Annotated in this window: 20 protein-coding genes, 1 tRNA gene and 1 pseudogene; 13 read left to right on the top strand and 9 right to left on the bottom strand. The window is 51.4% G+C overall.

Annotated features, from left to right (window positions below):
* Positions 1-24: 24 nt before the first annotated feature.
* Positions 25-237, bottom strand: coding sequence for a ribosome-associated protein YbcJ (ybcJ, locus tag PU624_RS17790; RefSeq protein WP_283546038.1), 213 nt, complete (start codon positions 235-237; stop codon positions 25-27).
* Positions 238-1104 (bottom strand): bifunctional methylenetetrahydrofolate dehydrogenase/methenyltetrahydrofolate cyclohydrolase FolD, encoded by an 867-nt coding sequence (gene folD / locus PU624_RS17785; RefSeq protein ID WP_283546037.1) that lies wholly within the window; start codon positions 1102-1104, stop codon positions 238-240.
* Between the two features lie 173 nt (positions 1105-1277).
* On the opposite strand from folD, the gene PU624_RS17780 reads away from it, so the two are divergent.
* Both PU624_RS17780 and PU624_RS17775 read left to right on the top strand, forming a co-directional pair.
* On the top strand, positions 1278-1781 hold the full coding sequence (locus PU624_RS17780) for a DUF1198 family protein (protein WP_283546036.1): 504 nt from the start codon (positions 1278-1280) through the stop codon (positions 1779-1781).
* A gap of 94 nt (positions 1782-1875) precedes the next feature.
* Positions 1876-1952 (top strand) — tRNA-Arg (locus tag PU624_RS17775).
* Between the two features lie 69 nt (positions 1953-2021).
* On the opposite strand, the pseudogene PU624_RS17770 reads toward PU624_RS17775, so the two are convergent.
* Positions 2022-2849 (bottom strand): annotated as a pseudogene (locus tag PU624_RS17770) (site-specific integrase); the annotation flags it as partial.
* A 118-nt stretch (positions 2850-2967) separates the two neighbouring features.
* Here PU624_RS17770 and PU624_RS17765 point away from each other — a divergent pair.
* The gene (locus PU624_RS17765; protein WP_283546035.1) at positions 2968-3261 is read left to right on the top strand and encodes a Rha family transcriptional regulator; all 294 of its coding nucleotides are present in this window, start codon (positions 2968-2970) and stop codon (positions 3259-3261) included.
* Here the strand turns inward: PU624_RS17765 and PU624_RS17760 are convergent.
* From PU624_RS17760 to PU624_RS17740, 5 genes are all read right to left on the bottom strand, one after another.
* Positions 3258-3704, bottom strand: a complete 447-nt coding sequence (locus PU624_RS17760; protein ID WP_283546034.1) for a hypothetical protein — start codon at positions 3702-3704, stop codon at positions 3258-3260. The two genes, PU624_RS17765 and PU624_RS17760, sit on opposite strands and share 4 nt — an antisense overlap.
* A 68-nt stretch (positions 3705-3772) precedes the next feature.
* Positions 3773-4324, bottom strand: coding sequence for a YfbU family protein (locus PU624_RS17755; RefSeq protein ID WP_283546033.1), 552 nt, complete (start codon positions 4322-4324; stop codon positions 3773-3775).
* Positions 4325-5064: 740 nt separating this feature from the next.
* A complete protein-coding gene (locus PU624_RS17750; RefSeq protein ID WP_283546032.1) occupies positions 5065-5598 on the bottom strand; it encodes a DUF2778 domain-containing protein in 534 nt (177 codons plus the stop codon).
* 214 nt (positions 5599-5812) lie between these two features.
* On the bottom strand, positions 5813-6139 hold the full coding sequence (locus PU624_RS17745) for a SymE family type I addiction module toxin (RefSeq protein WP_283546031.1): 327 nt from the start codon (positions 6137-6139) through the stop codon (positions 5813-5815).
* A 232-nt stretch (positions 6140-6371) separates the two neighbouring features.
* The gene (locus PU624_RS17740) at positions 6372-7271 is read right to left on the bottom strand and encodes a LysR substrate-binding domain-containing protein (RefSeq protein WP_283546030.1); all 900 of its coding nucleotides are present in this window, start codon (positions 7269-7271) and stop codon (positions 6372-6374) included.
* Between the two features lie 142 nt (positions 7272-7413).
* Here PU624_RS17740 and PU624_RS17735 point away from each other — a divergent pair, with 142 nt between their 5' ends.
* The 7 genes from PU624_RS17735 to ddpX all read left to right on the top strand — a co-directional run bounded on the left by PU624_RS17735 (position 7414) and on the right by ddpX (position 12600).
* A complete protein-coding gene (locus PU624_RS17735) occupies positions 7414-7737 on the top strand; it encodes a superoxide dismutase (RefSeq protein WP_283546029.1) in 324 nt (107 codons plus the stop codon).
* Complete coding sequence (locus PU624_RS17730; protein WP_283546028.1) at positions 7734-8420, top strand: type 1 glutamine amidotransferase domain-containing protein; 687 nt, start codon at positions 7734-7736, stop codon at positions 8418-8420. Before PU624_RS17735 ends, PU624_RS17730 begins: the two co-directional genes overlap by 4 nt.
* 66 nt (positions 8421-8486) lie before the next feature.
* Positions 8487-9437, top strand: coding sequence for an aldo/keto reductase (locus PU624_RS17725; protein ID WP_283546027.1), 951 nt, complete (start codon positions 8487-8489; stop codon positions 9435-9437).
* A gap of 178 nt (positions 9438-9615) precedes the next feature.
* Positions 9616-10179 carry an NAD(P)H-dependent oxidoreductase gene (locus PU624_RS17720; protein WP_283546026.1) on the top strand — a complete coding sequence of 188 codons (564 nt, stop codon included), beginning with the start codon at positions 9616-9618 and terminating at the stop codon, positions 10177-10179.
* 83 nt (positions 10180-10262) lie between these two features.
* Positions 10263-10985, top strand: a complete 723-nt coding sequence (locus PU624_RS17715; RefSeq protein ID WP_283546025.1) for a putative quinol monooxygenase — start codon at positions 10263-10265, stop codon at positions 10983-10985.
* Between the two features lie 25 nt (positions 10986-11010).
* Positions 11011-11823: a carboxymuconolactone decarboxylase family protein gene (locus PU624_RS17710; RefSeq protein WP_283546024.1), complete on the top strand. Its 813-nt coding sequence runs from the start codon at positions 11011-11013 to the stop codon at positions 11821-11823.
* A 195-nt stretch (positions 11824-12018) separates the two neighbouring features.
* Positions 12019-12600 carry a D-alanyl-D-alanine dipeptidase gene (gene ddpX / locus PU624_RS17705; protein ID WP_283546023.1) on the top strand — a complete coding sequence of 194 codons (582 nt, stop codon included), beginning with the start codon at positions 12019-12021 and terminating at the stop codon, positions 12598-12600.
* Between the two features lie 86 nt (positions 12601-12686).
* Here ddpX and PU624_RS17700 read toward each other — a convergent pair whose 3' ends face one another.
* Entirely contained in the window at positions 12687-12923 is a 237-nt protein-coding gene (locus PU624_RS17700) for a DUF2171 domain-containing protein (protein ID WP_003854080.1), read from the bottom strand.
* A 353-nt stretch (positions 12924-13276) separates the two neighbouring features.
* On the opposite strand from PU624_RS17700, the gene PU624_RS17695 reads away from it, so the two are divergent.
* From PU624_RS17695 to PU624_RS17685, 3 genes are all read left to right on the top strand, one after another.
* On the top strand, positions 13277-13873 hold the full coding sequence (locus PU624_RS17695) for a DUF1349 domain-containing protein (RefSeq protein WP_283546022.1): 597 nt from the start codon (positions 13277-13279) through the stop codon (positions 13871-13873).
* Between the two features lie 102 nt (positions 13874-13975).
* Entirely contained in the window at positions 13976-14995 is a 1020-nt protein-coding gene (locus PU624_RS17690) for a DUF481 domain-containing protein (RefSeq protein WP_283546021.1), read from the top strand.
* Positions 14996-15098: 103 nt separating this feature from the next.
* The gene (locus tag PU624_RS17685) at positions 15099-16064 is read left to right on the top strand and encodes a magnesium and cobalt transport protein CorA (protein ID WP_283546020.1); all 966 of its coding nucleotides are present in this window, start codon (positions 15099-15101) and stop codon (positions 16062-16064) included.
* Positions 16065-16146: the final 82 nt, after the last annotated feature.

The following is a 16146-nucleotide window of genomic DNA, read 5'->3' as shown; positions in this document are numbered from 1 at the left end:
CGTCCCCGCAGGGACGCCCGAAAATTACTCGACCACAGTGATGCGGAAACCGGCAAATTCCACGGTCTGACCGGCAACGATCTTGCAGCGCTTGCGCGTTTCAACCGCGCCATTGACCTTCACTTCACCCTCGGCAATCACGACTTTCGCCTGTGCACCGCTCTGAACCCAGCCTTCCAGCTTCAGCAGGTCACACAGATCGACATGCGGGAATTTACCCAGTGAAAAATTCGTCATTTATACACCCTCTTTATCATGAAACTCTTCGCACGCCTGCAGCGTGTTTTGAATCAGTGTTGCGACTGTCATCGGCCCGACACCGCCCGGCACTGGGGTGATGTAGGAGGCGCGCTCTGATGCGCTGTCAAAATCAACGTCGCCCACCACTTTGCCGCTATCCAGACGGTTGATGCCCACGTCGATGACGATGGCACCCGGTTTTATCCAGTCGCCCGGAATAAAGCCTGGCTTACCCACTGCAACGACCAGCAGATCGGCATGCTCAACGTGATGGCGCAGATCTTTGGTAAAGCGATGAGTCACGGTGGTGGTGCAGCCCGCGAGCAGCAGTTCCATGCTCATCGGACGACCGACGATGTTAGACGCCCCGACCACCACAGCGTTAAGGCCATAGGTGTCAATGTTGTAGCGCTCCAGCAGCGTCACGATACCGCGCGGCGTGCAGGGACGCAGGGTTGGCGCACGCTGACACAGGCGACCGACGTTATAAGGGTGGAAGCCATCGACATCTTTATCCGGCGTGATGCGTTCCAGTACCTTCACGTTATCGATACCCGCTGGCAGCGGCAGCTGCACCAGGATGCCATCGATTTCGTCGTCCTGATTAAGCTTATCGATCAGCTCCAGCAGCTCAGCTTCGCGGGTGGTAGCAGGCAGATCGTAAGAGCGGGAGTGGAAACCGACCTCTTCACAAGCGCGGCGTTTGCTGGCCACATAGATCTGCGATGCCGGGTTTTCGCCCACCAGAACCACTGCCAGACCTGGCGCACGTTTTCCGGCGGCCAGACGCTGCTTCACTTTTTCCGCAACCTCAACGCGCACCTGCTGCGCAATCGTTTTACCGTCAATAATTTTTGCTGCCATCAGAGAGGAAATCCACTGTGTTGTGTTGAATCGGGGAAGGGGGGTATTTTGTCAGAAGCGAGGCGCGCTGTCAGTCACAGTTTCAGCCGCGTAAGCGCTTTCCGGCTTTTTCGTGGCGACGAGTGCCAGCCTGCATGCGTATGATATCTGCAGGACAATCCGGAGACGATGTAATGATTTGGATAATGCTTGCTACTATGGCGGTGGTATTTGTCGCTGGATTTCAGCTGCTCACCGCGGGCTCACGCCACGCCGCTCAGCGGCTCAGCAAACGGCTGCAACTGCCACCGGTACAGGTGGAGTCAATGATCTCTATGATGGGGAAAGAGGCGGCGAAAGAGTTTACCGACTATCTCAGCAAAGATAATGAAACGCATCTGCATAACGGCGCAGCGGTACTGCTGATCTGGCAGGTATTGATTGTTGACGGCAGCGAGGAGAACAGCCAGCGCTGGCATGCGATTCTGAGTCGTGCCGGTTTTCCACCGCTTATCAGCCGCCAGCAACTGCTGCTTGCGCTGGGCTTTTTGCGCCAGCTGGAGCCGGACAGCCAGGAGCTGCACGCACTTCGTGAGCAATACAATGCGCGTTTCACATCACAAGGGATTGAGCTGGAAGGAGAATTTACCGGCACCAGTAAACTCGTATCGCTCAGCGAATGGCGCAGGCGTCACTGACGCCAATTGGTTATTACCGCAGCACTTCGCTGCGGAGATACGGCAAAAACGTTGACGTACCCGCTTCCCGACGTATAATCCGTGCCATCTCCATGCGCCCTTAGCTCAGTTGGATAGAGCACCGGCCTTCTAAGCCGTAGGTCACAGGTTCGAATCCTGTAGGGCGTACCAAATTCCTTCAATGACATACGCCAGTTTCTATCCTCCCTGATTATTTCCTTGTGTCGTATTTGTGTCGTTCTAACTCATACATGAGTCAACTTTGCGCGCATGCTCGGTCAGATAGTTGGGTGCCAGGTGAGCATACCGGCGTACCATTTCGATACTCTCCCATCCACCCATTTCCTGAAGTGCAGATAACGGAACGCCAGCCTGAATTAGCCAGCTAGCCCAGGTGTGCCTCAGGTCATGAAAGCGGAAGTCTTCTATCCCTGCTGCTTTCAGGCCGATATTCCACGCCGTGTTATCATCACTCCGCATTTTCCTGCCTGCCGGTGCCAGCGTTCCATCGCTGCAATGCTTAGCCTTGGTGTGTACAAACACCCAGCGTGAATGCTTGCCTATCTGTCCCTTAAGCACTTTGCACGCCGTATCATTCAGAGCCACGCCAATAGCCTTGCCCGCTTTGGCGTTCTCCGGATTAATCCAGGCGACCTTTCTTTGCATATCAACCTGAGTCCATTCCAGATCCAGAATGTTAGAACGGCGAAGCCCGGTAGCCAGCACAAAGATGACCACTGGCTTTATGCTTTCCGGCATGCATTCGATAAGCCTGCTTGCTTCTTCGCGGGTTAACCATCGAATGCGCTTACTGATTGGCTTCTTCGTCTTGATAACCGGCGCGGACTTTATCCAGCCCTATTCATTTGCAGCAGCACGCAGTAGCGACCGCATAAATGAAAGGTAGTGGCTACTTGTCCCGGCACTGACCGGCCTGTCTTTATGTGGCGGCACAGGCTTTTCATCCCTGATTGCAGTGTCACTCTATATCTCCCACTTCCTGCGGTGATTGCGGTTTATCATCCTACCCACAACTTTCCCCACTTCTTCGCCCGTAATAGTGGCGATGGCCTTTAGCAAGGATCACAAAGACGTCCTGCGAAAAACACGAAGCGCTATCAGTCAGTGCTCATAAGAGTTCGCAGAGCGAAATTTCAGCTTTGCTATAAAAACAATGAGTTACAGAATGGTTAAGACACAGCTTTTCTACCAGATGACTCAAGATAGGTGGACGATGTTGGTATTCGGCTTTACCAGAAAGGCAGCAATGGCATTTCAAGAAGCTTCCATAGCGGCTTTCAACTGGATGACCGACATGATCTGGCAGGGCGTTGAAAACCTAAAGGCGGAGCGAAATGCTGCTGAGCTTGAGTTTATGAAAGAGAAGGATGTCGCCAGTATGGGCAGATCACTACCCCCAGACTACCTAAATGAAAAGTATTGGGCACATATGAAATGCGCCCTTTATATAAAGCATTAAATAGAAATTATTTTTTTGTCGGATGCTGAAGTAATCAATTTTTGATATAAAAGAGTCACAACATTATCGTCGTTGAGATAGTTAAGCTGCTCGCTATCTTCTGGATGATGAAAGTTAAATCCGCCTTCAAAGCCCATGTAGCACTTGAGTAACGTAATCTCATCGTCACCTTTTTTATTTTTGACAAAGAATGTTATTTCGGTCAGTAATGATTTTTCGAAGAAAACAAGTCTATTGCGGCTCATGCAAGTGAACTGCATTTTCGGTATGGCAATAATTACTGATTTACTTTCATCAATGCTGACGTGAAATGCCTTATGGAGAAAGTCGCGTGATAGCCAATATCTTTCAATTTTTTCATGAAATTCAATTGCTGTTCTTTCAAGATAATCACCGTAATTAGCAATGGGTGAAGTAATATCACTAACTGAATTTATACTCATTTTAAACTCCATTTCTGAGGAACATTTGGGGCTCAACGACGAACAAGAAATTTTCTGTAGCGAGCACCTCATCGATTTGAAGGATGAATTCTTGCCAGTAAAGTATCCTTCAATGCTTCATAGGTAATGCCGCGTTGATGATGGAAATTAGATCTCTCGGGCAGATAGACACCCAGCATTCTCTCAGATGTCTCGTAAGTGGGATGGTGAGAGTTTTTAGTAATTTCTTGAGTGTTGAATCTGCCCATGCGATTAAGAATGCGAGCAACACCCATCAAGCGTCCTTCATTGTTCCCATCGAAGCCGGGAAATGTTAGAGAATGCTCAGGACTGAAGTGAGGGACTTCTTCTGCAAGCTTAGTTTGGTCGTTTGATGACAAATGATCATATGTGAACTTGAGCATGTTATACATATCTAGTACGTCGCAGACATGTTTCACCTCAGCAGGATTATCTTCTTGCGTGGATAGATTCGAATATTCCCATTCTAAAGACCAAAGATTATCAGTAGTAACCGCTTCCCTGATGAGTTCAGGATCATAACTGTGTTCGATTCCTAATGCTTCGTGTATATCGCAAAGTAACAAAATTTGAAGTTTTTCTGCTTGCGTATATTTCATGTTAACTCCCAGAGTTTCTACTTAGTGTAGGTTTTAAAATATCCAGTATTGGATGAAATTATCAAGAAAATATTAAGGATTATTTATAGCGATACAGGATTGTGAGGCCATCGAAGCGGCTTGCCGGGCTGGTTCGTTGTCCATACGCGCTTTAGCTAATAAGCATGGCGTAAGTGATACCGCTAAACGTATGAGCGCAAAGCAAAGTTGCTGGGAGCGAGACCTCACGGATTAGGTGCAGAAAGCCACCCGGCAGAGGCTTGTTCGTAAAGAGGTTCGCAATGATGGTACACGCGAACATGTGCGAACCAATGAGTGATCTGCTCCCCTAAAATTAATACAACCCGATGTTAGTAATGTCTTCATAAGCCACATGAGGACATCCCTTTGAAGAAGCATTTTACCGACGAACAGATCATCAATGTTCTCACCAGAAAACGGAGTTTATGCCCGTGAGTTCTGCAGTAAGCACGCCATTTCAGATGCCACATTTACACATGGCGTAAGGTTAGCTTCTTAAATTTTGCTTTGTTATCGCCTGTTAGCTTTGCGATAAAGCCAGACACCAATAAAGGCTAGCATCAGAGAAAACACCGCTTTAAGTACAATCACGGTGAATTCGAAACTATCCATAGCGATTTCACCATCACCACTGATATGGCCTTCGACCAGTGATCTGATGAACACTTGAGGAATAAGAATCCAGGAAGCGAATAGAATTATAATAAATATCAGTATTTTCATCGTACAACACACTTTGTGAAATCAGGAACACCACGAACATCAATGCGGCCATATGCTAATAAACCCTGACTACCCGGTACAACGACTTTTTTCCTTCGCAACAACGAACTGCGTAAAGTCTGGAAGTCAGTTGATCGATAGAAGGTTATACATCCCCATGATACGCCGGAACCGTCAGTATTAAGTGGGTGAAGCCTGAAGCTGCCGCGCTTTACGCCATTAACAAAAACGTAATCGCTCATGGTTTTTGCGCTGTACAGACCGAACCATTCGGAGTGATGATTTCGGTACAAATGGGCCATATCAATCAACTCTGCTCTGGCGTGATTTAGCAAACTGCCTTCTGGCCTGTCTACGATCCAGTATGTTCCTGGCGGAATTGCGGCCTTCTCAATGTCAGAACAATCTGGATTGTTAATATATCTTTCAATGCCAGACAAAATATCGAAAGAACCAACACCATAGCAGTTTAGCTTTACACGTTTTCCATCGCTGGAAAGTCGACCATAATCCATCATGCATATTTGCATTGTAATGCTCCTGTTATCAACTCACAGCCCCTTCATGCTGCTTCTGAAGGGCTGCATAAAGGTCTCTTCAGGCCCGTGATTCTTAAACCATTCTGGCTTCGTTTATATTGCCACACCTGGCATCCTGCAGTCACCGCTCACAAGCACCCACAATAATAAATGATCTACTCTGCCGCTCCCCAACCAGAAGCGGCATCCTTTCACCTCAACGCCATTAACCCGCAACCACACCGGACAACGCCAGCACCTGCTTCTGTTTCCTGGCAGGCAGCTTATTCAGCTGTGCTAACGCGTTAACCAGTTGCTCATCGACCGGCTCGGGTGGTTTCACGGTCAGCACGATACGGCCTTCTGTGACATTCACCTCAACTTCGGTGCCGGTGGTAAATCCCGCGGCAGCCAGCCACTGGCCTTTCATAATGATCGATGGAATACGGATATAGTCTGGATACCGGCTGGCGTAACTCACCGTTAATTTACGCCGGGTAACGGAAGGAGCTTCTGGATTTAAACCAACTGCATTACACTCTGACTCAGTCATGATCTCTATTCCTGTTAAATAGGATTGTGATTAGCGATGCAGGGGTGCTCCAACACCTCTGTATCGCGCTAAATACCTGTACATATAATCAACTAATACAGGTAAAGTCCAGATGAAAATCGATGTAAATCAGCGAGTTTCCTCACAATTAAAATACTATTATTTGCGGCGCAGATCTCAATAAAATGCAATAACCTGAATGCTAAATTGCACCGGAATAAATACCCGTCTGTCAGCTGCCACTATTCTTAAGCAGAAAGTCGATCAGCGTTTTCACTCTCTTCGTTTTACCGGCGCTTTTAGGGTAATAAAGATAAACCGGCGGATAAGTCTTCCAGTAACGCTCCATCACCGGAATAAATGCTTCTTTATCTGGCTGTAAATCATGAATTGGCTCAAACAGCCTGCCGATTCCCAGCCCATTGCGTATCCCATCTGCCATCACCTCAATATCGTTGCTCATCAACTGGCCTGGCATCTCTACCGTCAGCTGTTCGCCGTTATGATCCAGAATCAGCGGCAGAATGCGGTTATTAGTAATGAACCGATAACCGATAAGCTGGTGCTGATGCAGGTCGGATGGCGTCTCAGGCGTGCCAGACGCTGTCAGATAGGCCGAAGAGGCATACAGCCCTTCACGAAACGGCTTCATCAGCGGGCGTGCCACCACGCCACCTTCCAGAATGTCGCCAAACCGGATCCCCAGATCAAAACGCTCTTCAATGATATTCACGGTGCCATCGTAGACCGAAATCTCCAGCTGAATACCGGGATATTGCTGGCAGAAAGCGGCCATCGCAGGTTTAAGCACCAGCAGATAAGCAAAGCGCGAAAGGGTAATTCTGACCAGACCCGAAGGTTCCTGATTCTGGTCACGAATACTTTCCAGGGACTTTTCCAGCGAGGCTACCGCTGCCGAGGTTTGTTCCAGCAACTGCTGTCCGGCATCGGTCAGCTCAATGCGGCGTGTAGTTCGCACAAACAGCGGATGACCGATGTGCTCTTCAAGCAGTTTCAGCGCTTTACTGACAGAGGGGGGCGTAATCTCCAGTTTGCGGGCTGCCGATGAAATATTCCCCTCGCGGGCAATGCTCTGGAAGATGCGTATCTGATTATAAATTGCGTTGTTCACGGGATAATCCTGACACAATCGGGCTGCTTATTATTAGCCACAGGCTAAATATCTTTGAGTTAATAGTGGCCTAATCTTCACTAAATCGCGAGCATATACTCCTTATCAGTTCCCCCCTGGCCGTTAATCTCAGGAGATTGATATGCGAATTTTGTGTCTGGATAAACCTGCCCCCGGCGCCACGCTGGAAAAGTATTTACCTCATCTGACTGCAGAAGCTTTCCATGCCTGGAGCCTCTATAAATCTGGTGTGATGCGCGATATTTACTACCGGCAGGATCGGCCCGGCGTCGCGATCTTCCTTGAGTGTGAATCAGTGGAACAGGCTCAATGCCTGCTGGCTGATTTTCCACTGGCAAAAGCAGGTCTGTTGGGCTTTGACTGCATCCCGCTGGGTGCCTTCACCAACTGGGAGAGCCTGTTCGCTGCAGAATTTAAATCTCAGCCGGAGGGCGCGACCCCATGAGCAACCGCAAACCCGTACTGTGCGTAGTCACCAGCCATCCGATAAAAGGCGCGTCCGGTGCGCCAACCGGCTTCTATCTTGCCGAGCTGACCCATCCGCTGAAAGTGCTGGAAGATGCAGGCATTGCCACGGTTATCGCCAGTGTTCGTGGCGGCCAGCCGCCGATTGACGGCTTCGATCTCAGCGATCCGGTCAACGCCATGTTCTGGAACGGGACCGACTTCCAGCATCGTCTTGCCACTACACCCGCTCTGTCTGCGCTGAATGGTGCTGATTACGCTGCCGTCTTTTTTGCTGGCGGGCATGGCACCATGTGGGACTTCCGCGAAAATTTTGATGTTCAGCGCATCATCCGCGAGGTTTATGAAAGCGGTGGCATTGTCTCGGCCGTCTGTCATGGCCCGGCTGCGCTGGTTGACGCCAGGCTCAGCAACGGCGAATACCTGGTAAAAGGGAAAAATCTCGCGGCGTTCACCAACAAAGAAGAAGAAGAGGTGCAGGCGACCACCATTGTGCCTTTTTTACTGGAAACCGCGCTGCGGGATCAGGGTGCGCTTCACCACGAAGCACCCAACTGGTCTGAAAATGTCGTGACCGACGGGCGATTGATCACCGGTCAGAATCCGGCATCGGCGCACGGTGTTGGCGTGGCGCTGGTAAACGCGATTCAATCCGCGAACTGATTCACCCGCAACCCCTCCTGTAACCTGCCGGATGCCAATGCTCTCCGGCTTATTCCGGAAGTAAAAATGAAAACATTACCGAAAATAGCGCTGGGTACCTGGTCATGGGGCGCAGGCTTTGCCGGTGCAGACACCGTCTTTGGCAACCACCTCACCGATGATCAACGGGAGGCGGTGTTCAGTGAAGCGATGACTCGCGGACTCAACCTGTGGGACACCGCAGCCGTCTACGGCATGGGTAGTTCTGAAACGGCGCTGGGCAAACTCATCCACCGCTATCCACGTGAAGCGCTGATCGTCTCCACTAAATTTACGCCGCAGATAGCCGACCCGCAGGCGACACAGCCAGTCAGCGCCATGCTGGAGGAGAGTCTGGCGCGGCTGGGTGTTGAGGCGATTGATATCTACTGGATCCACAATCCGTTCGACGTGGAGAAATGGACGCCAGCCCTGATCCCGCTGTTACAAAGCGGCAAGGTAAAACAGGTGGGCGTCTCCAACCACAGCCTGTCACAAATCCGGCGTGCCAATGAAATCCTCAACCCGGCGGGTTTTGCGGTGAATGCCGTACAGAATCACTACAGTCTGCTTTACCGGGCATCGGAAGAAGCCGGCATCCTCGACTACTGCCATCAAAACGACATCACCTTTTTTGCTTATATGGTGCTGGAGCAGGGCGCACTGAGCGGCCGCTACAACTCACAAAATCCCATGCCCCAGGGCAGTGGACGCGCTGAAACCTACAACAGGGTTCTGCCGCAGCTTGAAATATTAACCGGTGCAATGAAAACAATCGGTGAAAGCAGAAACGCCAGCGTCGCGCAGGTGGCTATCGCCTGGGCTATTGCCAAAGGCACGCTGCCGATCATTGGCGCGACCAAAGTTCATCATGTGCAGGATGCTGCCGGTGCAATCGATATCTCGCTCAGCACGGAGGAGATGGCCTTGCTTGAACGCCTGGCTAAAGAAGCGGGTGTGGACACGCGCGGCGCGTGGGAACCTTCAATGAGCCAGTAATCTCTGCCGTGGAGAACGTCAGATCAGTAATGCGGAGCGTCAGCCGGAGTTACCTGTGCAGGCATTTTGTTGGCGCCCGCGTCTGGCCAGGAGTTGCTAAGCCACTGGCTTTCTGAGGAATCGAAGGTATACGGCCCAGACGGCCTGCCGGTAAAAATTAATCATAACGAGTCTGAAGATGAAAAATATATTGGTTGTTTCCGGGCATCCGGATTTGAATAACTCCATTGGCAACGCCACCATTTTGAATGAAGTTGCTGCGGCATTACCTGAGGTTGAAATCCGTCGGCTGGATACACTCTATCCGGACGGCAACATCAATGTCAGCGCCGAGCAGGAGGCGCTGCTCAAGGCGGACATTATCGTCTGGCAATTTCCTTTCTCCTGGTATTCGCTGCCGGGGATCATGAAACGATGGCTGGATGAGGTGTTTGTTCATGGATTTGCGCACGGCTCCACGGCCAGACTCGGTGGTAAAACATTGATCCTCTCATTCACCGCTGGCGCACCGCAGGCGTTATACGCTGAAAATGGAGTATTCGGTCATAAGCTGGAGGATTATCTGATCCAGTTTGAAACCACCGCCCGACTCTGCAATCTGGAAATGCAGAAACCGATCTACACCTGTGGGATAAGCTATGCCGGTCGTGATGAAAAGATTATCGCGCAGCAAACTGCGTCGGCAAAAGAACATGCGTCACGATTAATTGCTCAGTTGAATGCGGAACTCACGACGGCGTAATAGCCGGGAACCACATTAATCGCGTGGTTTAATTCTCTGAATGACAATTAAAAAATAATCTTATCTGATAATTCAGGCAGCCCATGAAAAATATTACCGCTCTCACTCTGGGCCTGCTGATGGCTGGCCCGGTATCGGCAACCGTTTTAATCGCACCCACAAACACTATTGTTAACCTGTATGAAATGGAAATTAAGTCCGGGCAAAGTGAGCAATATGATGAAGTTGCCAGAGATAATATTACCCGGTCGCTGGCAGAACAGTCTGGTACGCTGGCAATGTATTCACTGAAGCATAAAAATAATCATCATCAGGCTTATATGATTGAAATCTATGCGAGTGAAGAAGCTTATCAGCAACATCTCAATTCTGAACCCTATCAGTTATTTCTTAAGCGTGCGCCCGATTTAATCGGCAAGAAAAATAGCACCGCGCTGGTGCCGCAGTTTCTCGGCGATAAGCAATTCGTACAAAATAAAGCAACGATTAATAACCTGGTAATTGTTGATGTTAAACCGGCTGATCAGCAGGCATTCCGCACTATTGTGCTGCCTGAAATGGCGCAATCACTGAAAGTGGAACCGGGCGTACTGGCGATGTATGCCTCGACCGATGTCAGGAATGAATATCGCTGGTTCTTCTATGAAATCTACGCCAGTGAAGCCGCCTATCAGCAGCACCGTAAAACGCCTCATTTTCAGGACTATATCCGGCTGACAGCAGAGATGACCGAACGCAAAGAGGCGATTCCGGTGGTACCAGCCCTGCTGAAAAACCGTGGTGGCCTCGATTTTTCTATTAAATGACGTTTGCCGATGAGCTGAATCTTCGATGAAAAAAGTGATAACTGCCGCTGTGATCTCTCTGGCGCTGGCCGACCTGGCCGACCTGGCCGCCGCTGAACCCCAAAAAGGTGAAACTATGTTAAACGTTAATCCATCCAGCCTTTCGGTTGCCGATATTGAGTCTGTTTCTCCCGCACTGGCCCGTTTCGGACGTGAAGCGATAACCGACGATCTCTGGCGACGTGAAACGCTTTCGCTGCGCGACCGCAGCATTGTCACGCTGGCCATTCTCATCGCCCGTAACCAGCCTGCTGAGTTACAGCATTACGTTAGCGTGGCGCTCGACAGTAGCGTGACGCCCGCTGAAATCTCGGAAATTATTACTCACCTGGCATTCTATTCTGGCTGGCCCAATGCGATGTCAGCGATTACCGTCACCAAAGAAGTTTTTCAGAGTCGAGGCATCACTGCCGATCAACTGGCCGAAGCTTCACCCACCTTGCTGCCGCTCAATCAGGCCACTGAACAGCAGCGTTCAGAGACAGTAGAAAAAAATGTCGGTCCGATCTCGCCAGGACTGGTCAAATTTACCGCCAATCCGTTGTTTCTTGACCTGTGGCAGCGGCCCGCGCTGCAGCCACGTGACAGAAGCCTGGTGACAGTCAGTGCGCTGATCGCCTCGGGACAGAGTGCGCAAATTGGCTACCACCTCAATCGGGCGATGGACAATGGTCTGACGGCGGAAGAGGCGGGCGAAATTGTCACGCAGGCTGCTTTCTATGCAGGCTGGCCAAATGCTTTTTCAGCGGCACCGGTGGTGGGTGAGGTGCTGCGTGATCGCGCCGCCAAACAGGGATAAGAAGCTATGGGTGAGGTAATCAAGGTTTACTTCACCCGCCGTTTTGAACGTCTTTCGGACACGGACAGAGACCCGGTAAACTGCTGTGACATTTTTGGAGGTTTTTTTCCTTCCGCCGCAATGCCATGATGACCTCCTCAAAACTATCGCTCAAGGCCAACCCGCCACAGAGCATAAAGCAGGGAGCACTCCGCCATGGAAAATAAAAATCTGACAGATATTGCTAAGGCATTTCCTCAGTTAGCGATCGATCTGAAATATGCTACCGCCGATAACCTTACCGGTCAGCCGATCTACCGCGACGCGCGCTGTCTGCTGCATGCTGATGCGGCTAAAGCGCTGGAAAAAAGCATCGAAATTGCCCGTGTTGCGGGGTATAAGCTGCTTATCCTCGACGCCTACCGGCCACCTGCCGCGCAGGCGATTCTGTGGCAAGCCTGCCCGAATCAGGACTATGTCGCACCGCTGACGCGCGGATCACACCACAGTCGCGGCACGGCGGTAGACGTTACGCTGATCGATGAGCACGGCGAAATCGTGGATATGGGTACGGGCTTCGATGAGATGAGTGAGCACTCCCATCCTTATCATCCTGCGGTGCCTGTTCAGGCACAGCGCAACAGGCTGATGCTCAATGCCATCATGCTGGGTGGTGGCTTCACCGGCATTGCAACGGAATGGTGGCATTTTGAATTGCCAGGTTCAGAAAGTTATCTGCTGATTGACGGGATATTTGGCTGTTATTCCTCATCACAGGCAGAAAAGATCAGCCTCTGAGGCGAGTGGGATTGCGATTAATTACCGGGGATATATTTTACAGCGCAGAATAGAAATAAGCCGTGGCAGGCGCCACGGCTAACGATTTATGCAGACTGCCATTCACTTTCTACATCCGCTTTGGCTTTAGACAGGATGACTTTATTATCATCAACCTCTTTTACCCAGCTGAATGGAATAATGTGATGTTTGCCGCCCGCTTCAGGATCGCTTTTCGCCAGCTTAATTTTGTCGTCGCCTTCAAAATGGTCAACAATACCGACATGTTCGCCATTAACATCAACAACCTGCGCGTGATCCAGAATCTCTGATTTATCTACCATGGTGGCTTAATCCTTATATTTGATGAGTTCAGTTGCCCTCAGACAGAACAAGCCTGGTTGTTAAATGCGGTTTTAGCCAGGCAATTAACAAAATGAAATAGTTAAGTGAACTGGTCCTGGTGAATATTATTTATTTCCGCAAAGAGAATAAGAGCAAAATAAGCGAAGCCGTAAAAAGCCTGTATGGTCTGCTCTATCCGGGCTGATGACCTTTTCGACTGCCATCCCAGCTTAATCAGATTTACCGCGAAGTCAGTCGTCCTTTCACCAATGAACGCTATGATAATCAGAACAATCGCCAGGCAGCAGCCCGGACTGAAAGCAGGTGGTTTAACTTATCGAAAGGAGTCCCTATGAGAGCAGTGAGTTCATTGATAACCGAAGGTGGCGTCTGGATTAATCAGCCGCCGGTGCACAGTCTGGATGGCGAGACGCTGCAGTTCGAAACCGCGTTAAACAGCGATTTCTGGCAGCGGACCTGGTACGGCTTTGAACGGCACAGCGGCCACGCCTTTGGCTTCTGGGTGGAAAATGATTTTACCGTTCAGGTGCAGGTGAGGGCGGACTTCAGCCAGCTCTACGATCAGGCCGGCCTGTTTATTCAGGATAGCGAGACACAGTGGGTTAAGGCAGGAATCGAGTTTAACGACGATCAGCCTGCCATCGGCTGTGTGGTAACGCGTGAGTTTTCTGACTGGTCCACCGGCGTCTTTCCCGGCGATGCGCGTCAGTTCTGGATGCGCGCCACGCTGCAAAAGGGGGCGCTGAGGATCCAGTACTCCACCGACGGTATGACCTGGCCGCTGTTGCGGCTCTGTCCGTGGCCCGATCAGGCGCGGCGTTTTGTCGGGGTGATGGGCTGCTCGCCGGAACGCCAGGGGCTGGCAATCCGTTTCAGCGACTTCACGCTGGGCCCGCCGCTCGGTAAAGCACTGCATGATCTGTCCTGAACCAGGGCAGATTGCATATCATCGCAGAATCGGCTTAATTGTCAGGTCAGATTTTGCGGTGACGCGTCGCCCGTGTAAGACGACGCCTTTACAGGGAAAGCTATGCGTTGCCCCACCTCTTTTACCACGCTGCTGGTCACGCTTTGCTGTGCCGGATGGGCACAGCAGGCCGCAGCGGATACCGTCTGGCTGAATAATGGCGACCGTCTGACGGGCACGATCCGTTACCTTAGCGGCGGCAAGCTGGCCATAGAGACCCACTACGCTGGCACCATCACGCTCGACTGGAGTGCGGTCAGCACGCTCGCCAGCGAAAATCCGGTCGATGTCGAAAATAAGCATACCGGCGAACATTATCAGGTGCGGCTCACCTCGTCCGATCCCGGCTATGTCTGGGTTGAACGCAATGAGCAGGAGCAGCAGGTCTCCCTGCGGCGCATCGACGAGTTCATGAAAGCCAAAGTCCGCACCGATCAGCTCGCCTGGACCGGCAACATTGATGCGGGCGTGAAGGTCAAAAAAGCCTCGACCAAAACCGATGACTACAGCTTCGCGCTCAACACCAAACTCAATCAGGGCAAATGGCGGCACGACATCGGCGCGACATTCAATCGCGAGCAGGAAAACGACAGCATCAACACGAACAACTACAGCCTGCGCTACGCCTTTGACTATCTCGTCAGGGAGCAGTTCTTCTGGCAGACCCGCGCGACCTACAAACGCGACTGGGTGGAGAATCTCTCGCAGCAGGCGCTGATTGGCACCGGGCCAGGCTATCAGCTGTGGGACACCGAACTCAGTTCGTTCTCACTTTCGCTGCTGGGCGGTGCCTTTGAATATGGCTATAGCGATGACAGGGAAGAGCGGCACTTCGGCGGCTCAGTGCGCTGGAACTATCAGCGTTATCTGCTGGGCAAATCGGTCACGCTTTACAGCAACGGCGACATCGGGCACTCGCTGGATGATGACGGGGTCTTTATGCTGGATGCGGAAGTCGGGATGCGGTACAGCCTGACCTCCTGGTCAACGCTGCATATTGGCTATCATCGCAATCTGGTCAGCGGCATACCCGATACCCTGAATGAAGGCATTTTCTCCACCGGCCTGGGGCTGAAGTGGTAATCCGCTGATTGCGCAGCATCGCAGCAAATCCTTACTGTTTTTATCCGGTTACAGGCCCGGCATTAGCTAAGCTGCATGTACTGTCACAACGGGAATGCAGAAGATGATCGTAAGCAGCATGGTGTATCGTCCGGGATGCGCGGGCGAAGAGGTCCAGGTCGATGATATCAGTGAAGTGATTAAGGAGCCGGAGGCGTTTATCTGGCTCGGGTTGTGGCAGCCAGACGCTGAGTTTATGGCGAAGATTAAAGAGGAGTTCGGACTGCACGAACTGGCGGTTGAGGATGCGCTTAATGCCCATCAGCGGCCCAAAATCGAACACTATGGCGACTCGCTGTTTATCGTGGTCAAGACGGTTTGCGCGAAGGATGACACCTGCGAGCTGGGCGAATCCCATTTCTTTGTCGGAAAAAAGTTCCTGATCAGCATCCGTCATGGTGCATCGGAAAGTTATACGCCGGTGCGACAGCGGGCGTCTGAGAACCCGGCGCTGCTGAAGTTTGGCCCGGCCTATCCGCTCTATTGTCTGCTCGATTTTGTCGTGGATCGCTATGCCCAACTCTCCACGTCACTGAATGAGCGGGTCGGTCAGATGGAGAACGATCTCTTCACCAGCGAATTTGATCGCAAGTCGGTGCAGTCGGTTTACACCATGCGGCGTCATCTGCTGTCGCTGCGTAATGCGGCGCTGCCCGTCGAAGAGATCTGCAATCAGCTGATCCATCTGCACGAAGATCTGATCCCGCGTCCGCTGCGCGCTTATATCCGCGACGTACAGGATCACGCCCGCCATGTGGTGACCGACGCGGAAGATATGCGCGAGATGCTGACCAGCGCCATGCAGGTCAATCTGGCGCTGGTGACGGTGCAGCAGAATGAGGTGGTCAAAAAGCTGGCGGGATGGGGGGCGATCCTGGTCATTCCGACCGTGGTGTTCAGTATGTATGGCATGAACTTCGAGCATATGCCGGAGCTGAAGTCGGTATATGGCTATCCGCTGGCGGTCGGGCTGACGCTGCTGGCCTGCGGTGGGTTGTGGGCCAAATTGCGCCGGTCGGGCTGGCTTTAAGGCCGCTATTTATTTCGGAACGGCGGGGCGGATTAATTATCCGCCTCGCTTATTTTTATTTTCGCTTATTTAAGCGCAGCGA

It is taken from the genome of Pantoea sp. Lij88, assembly GCF_030062155.1.
In the GTDB taxonomy this organism is placed as follows: domain Bacteria; phylum Pseudomonadota; class Gammaproteobacteria; order Enterobacterales; family Enterobacteriaceae; genus Pantoea.
Note: the sequence above shows the minus strand (reverse complement) of the source record. Positions and strands in the feature narration are given on the sequence as shown.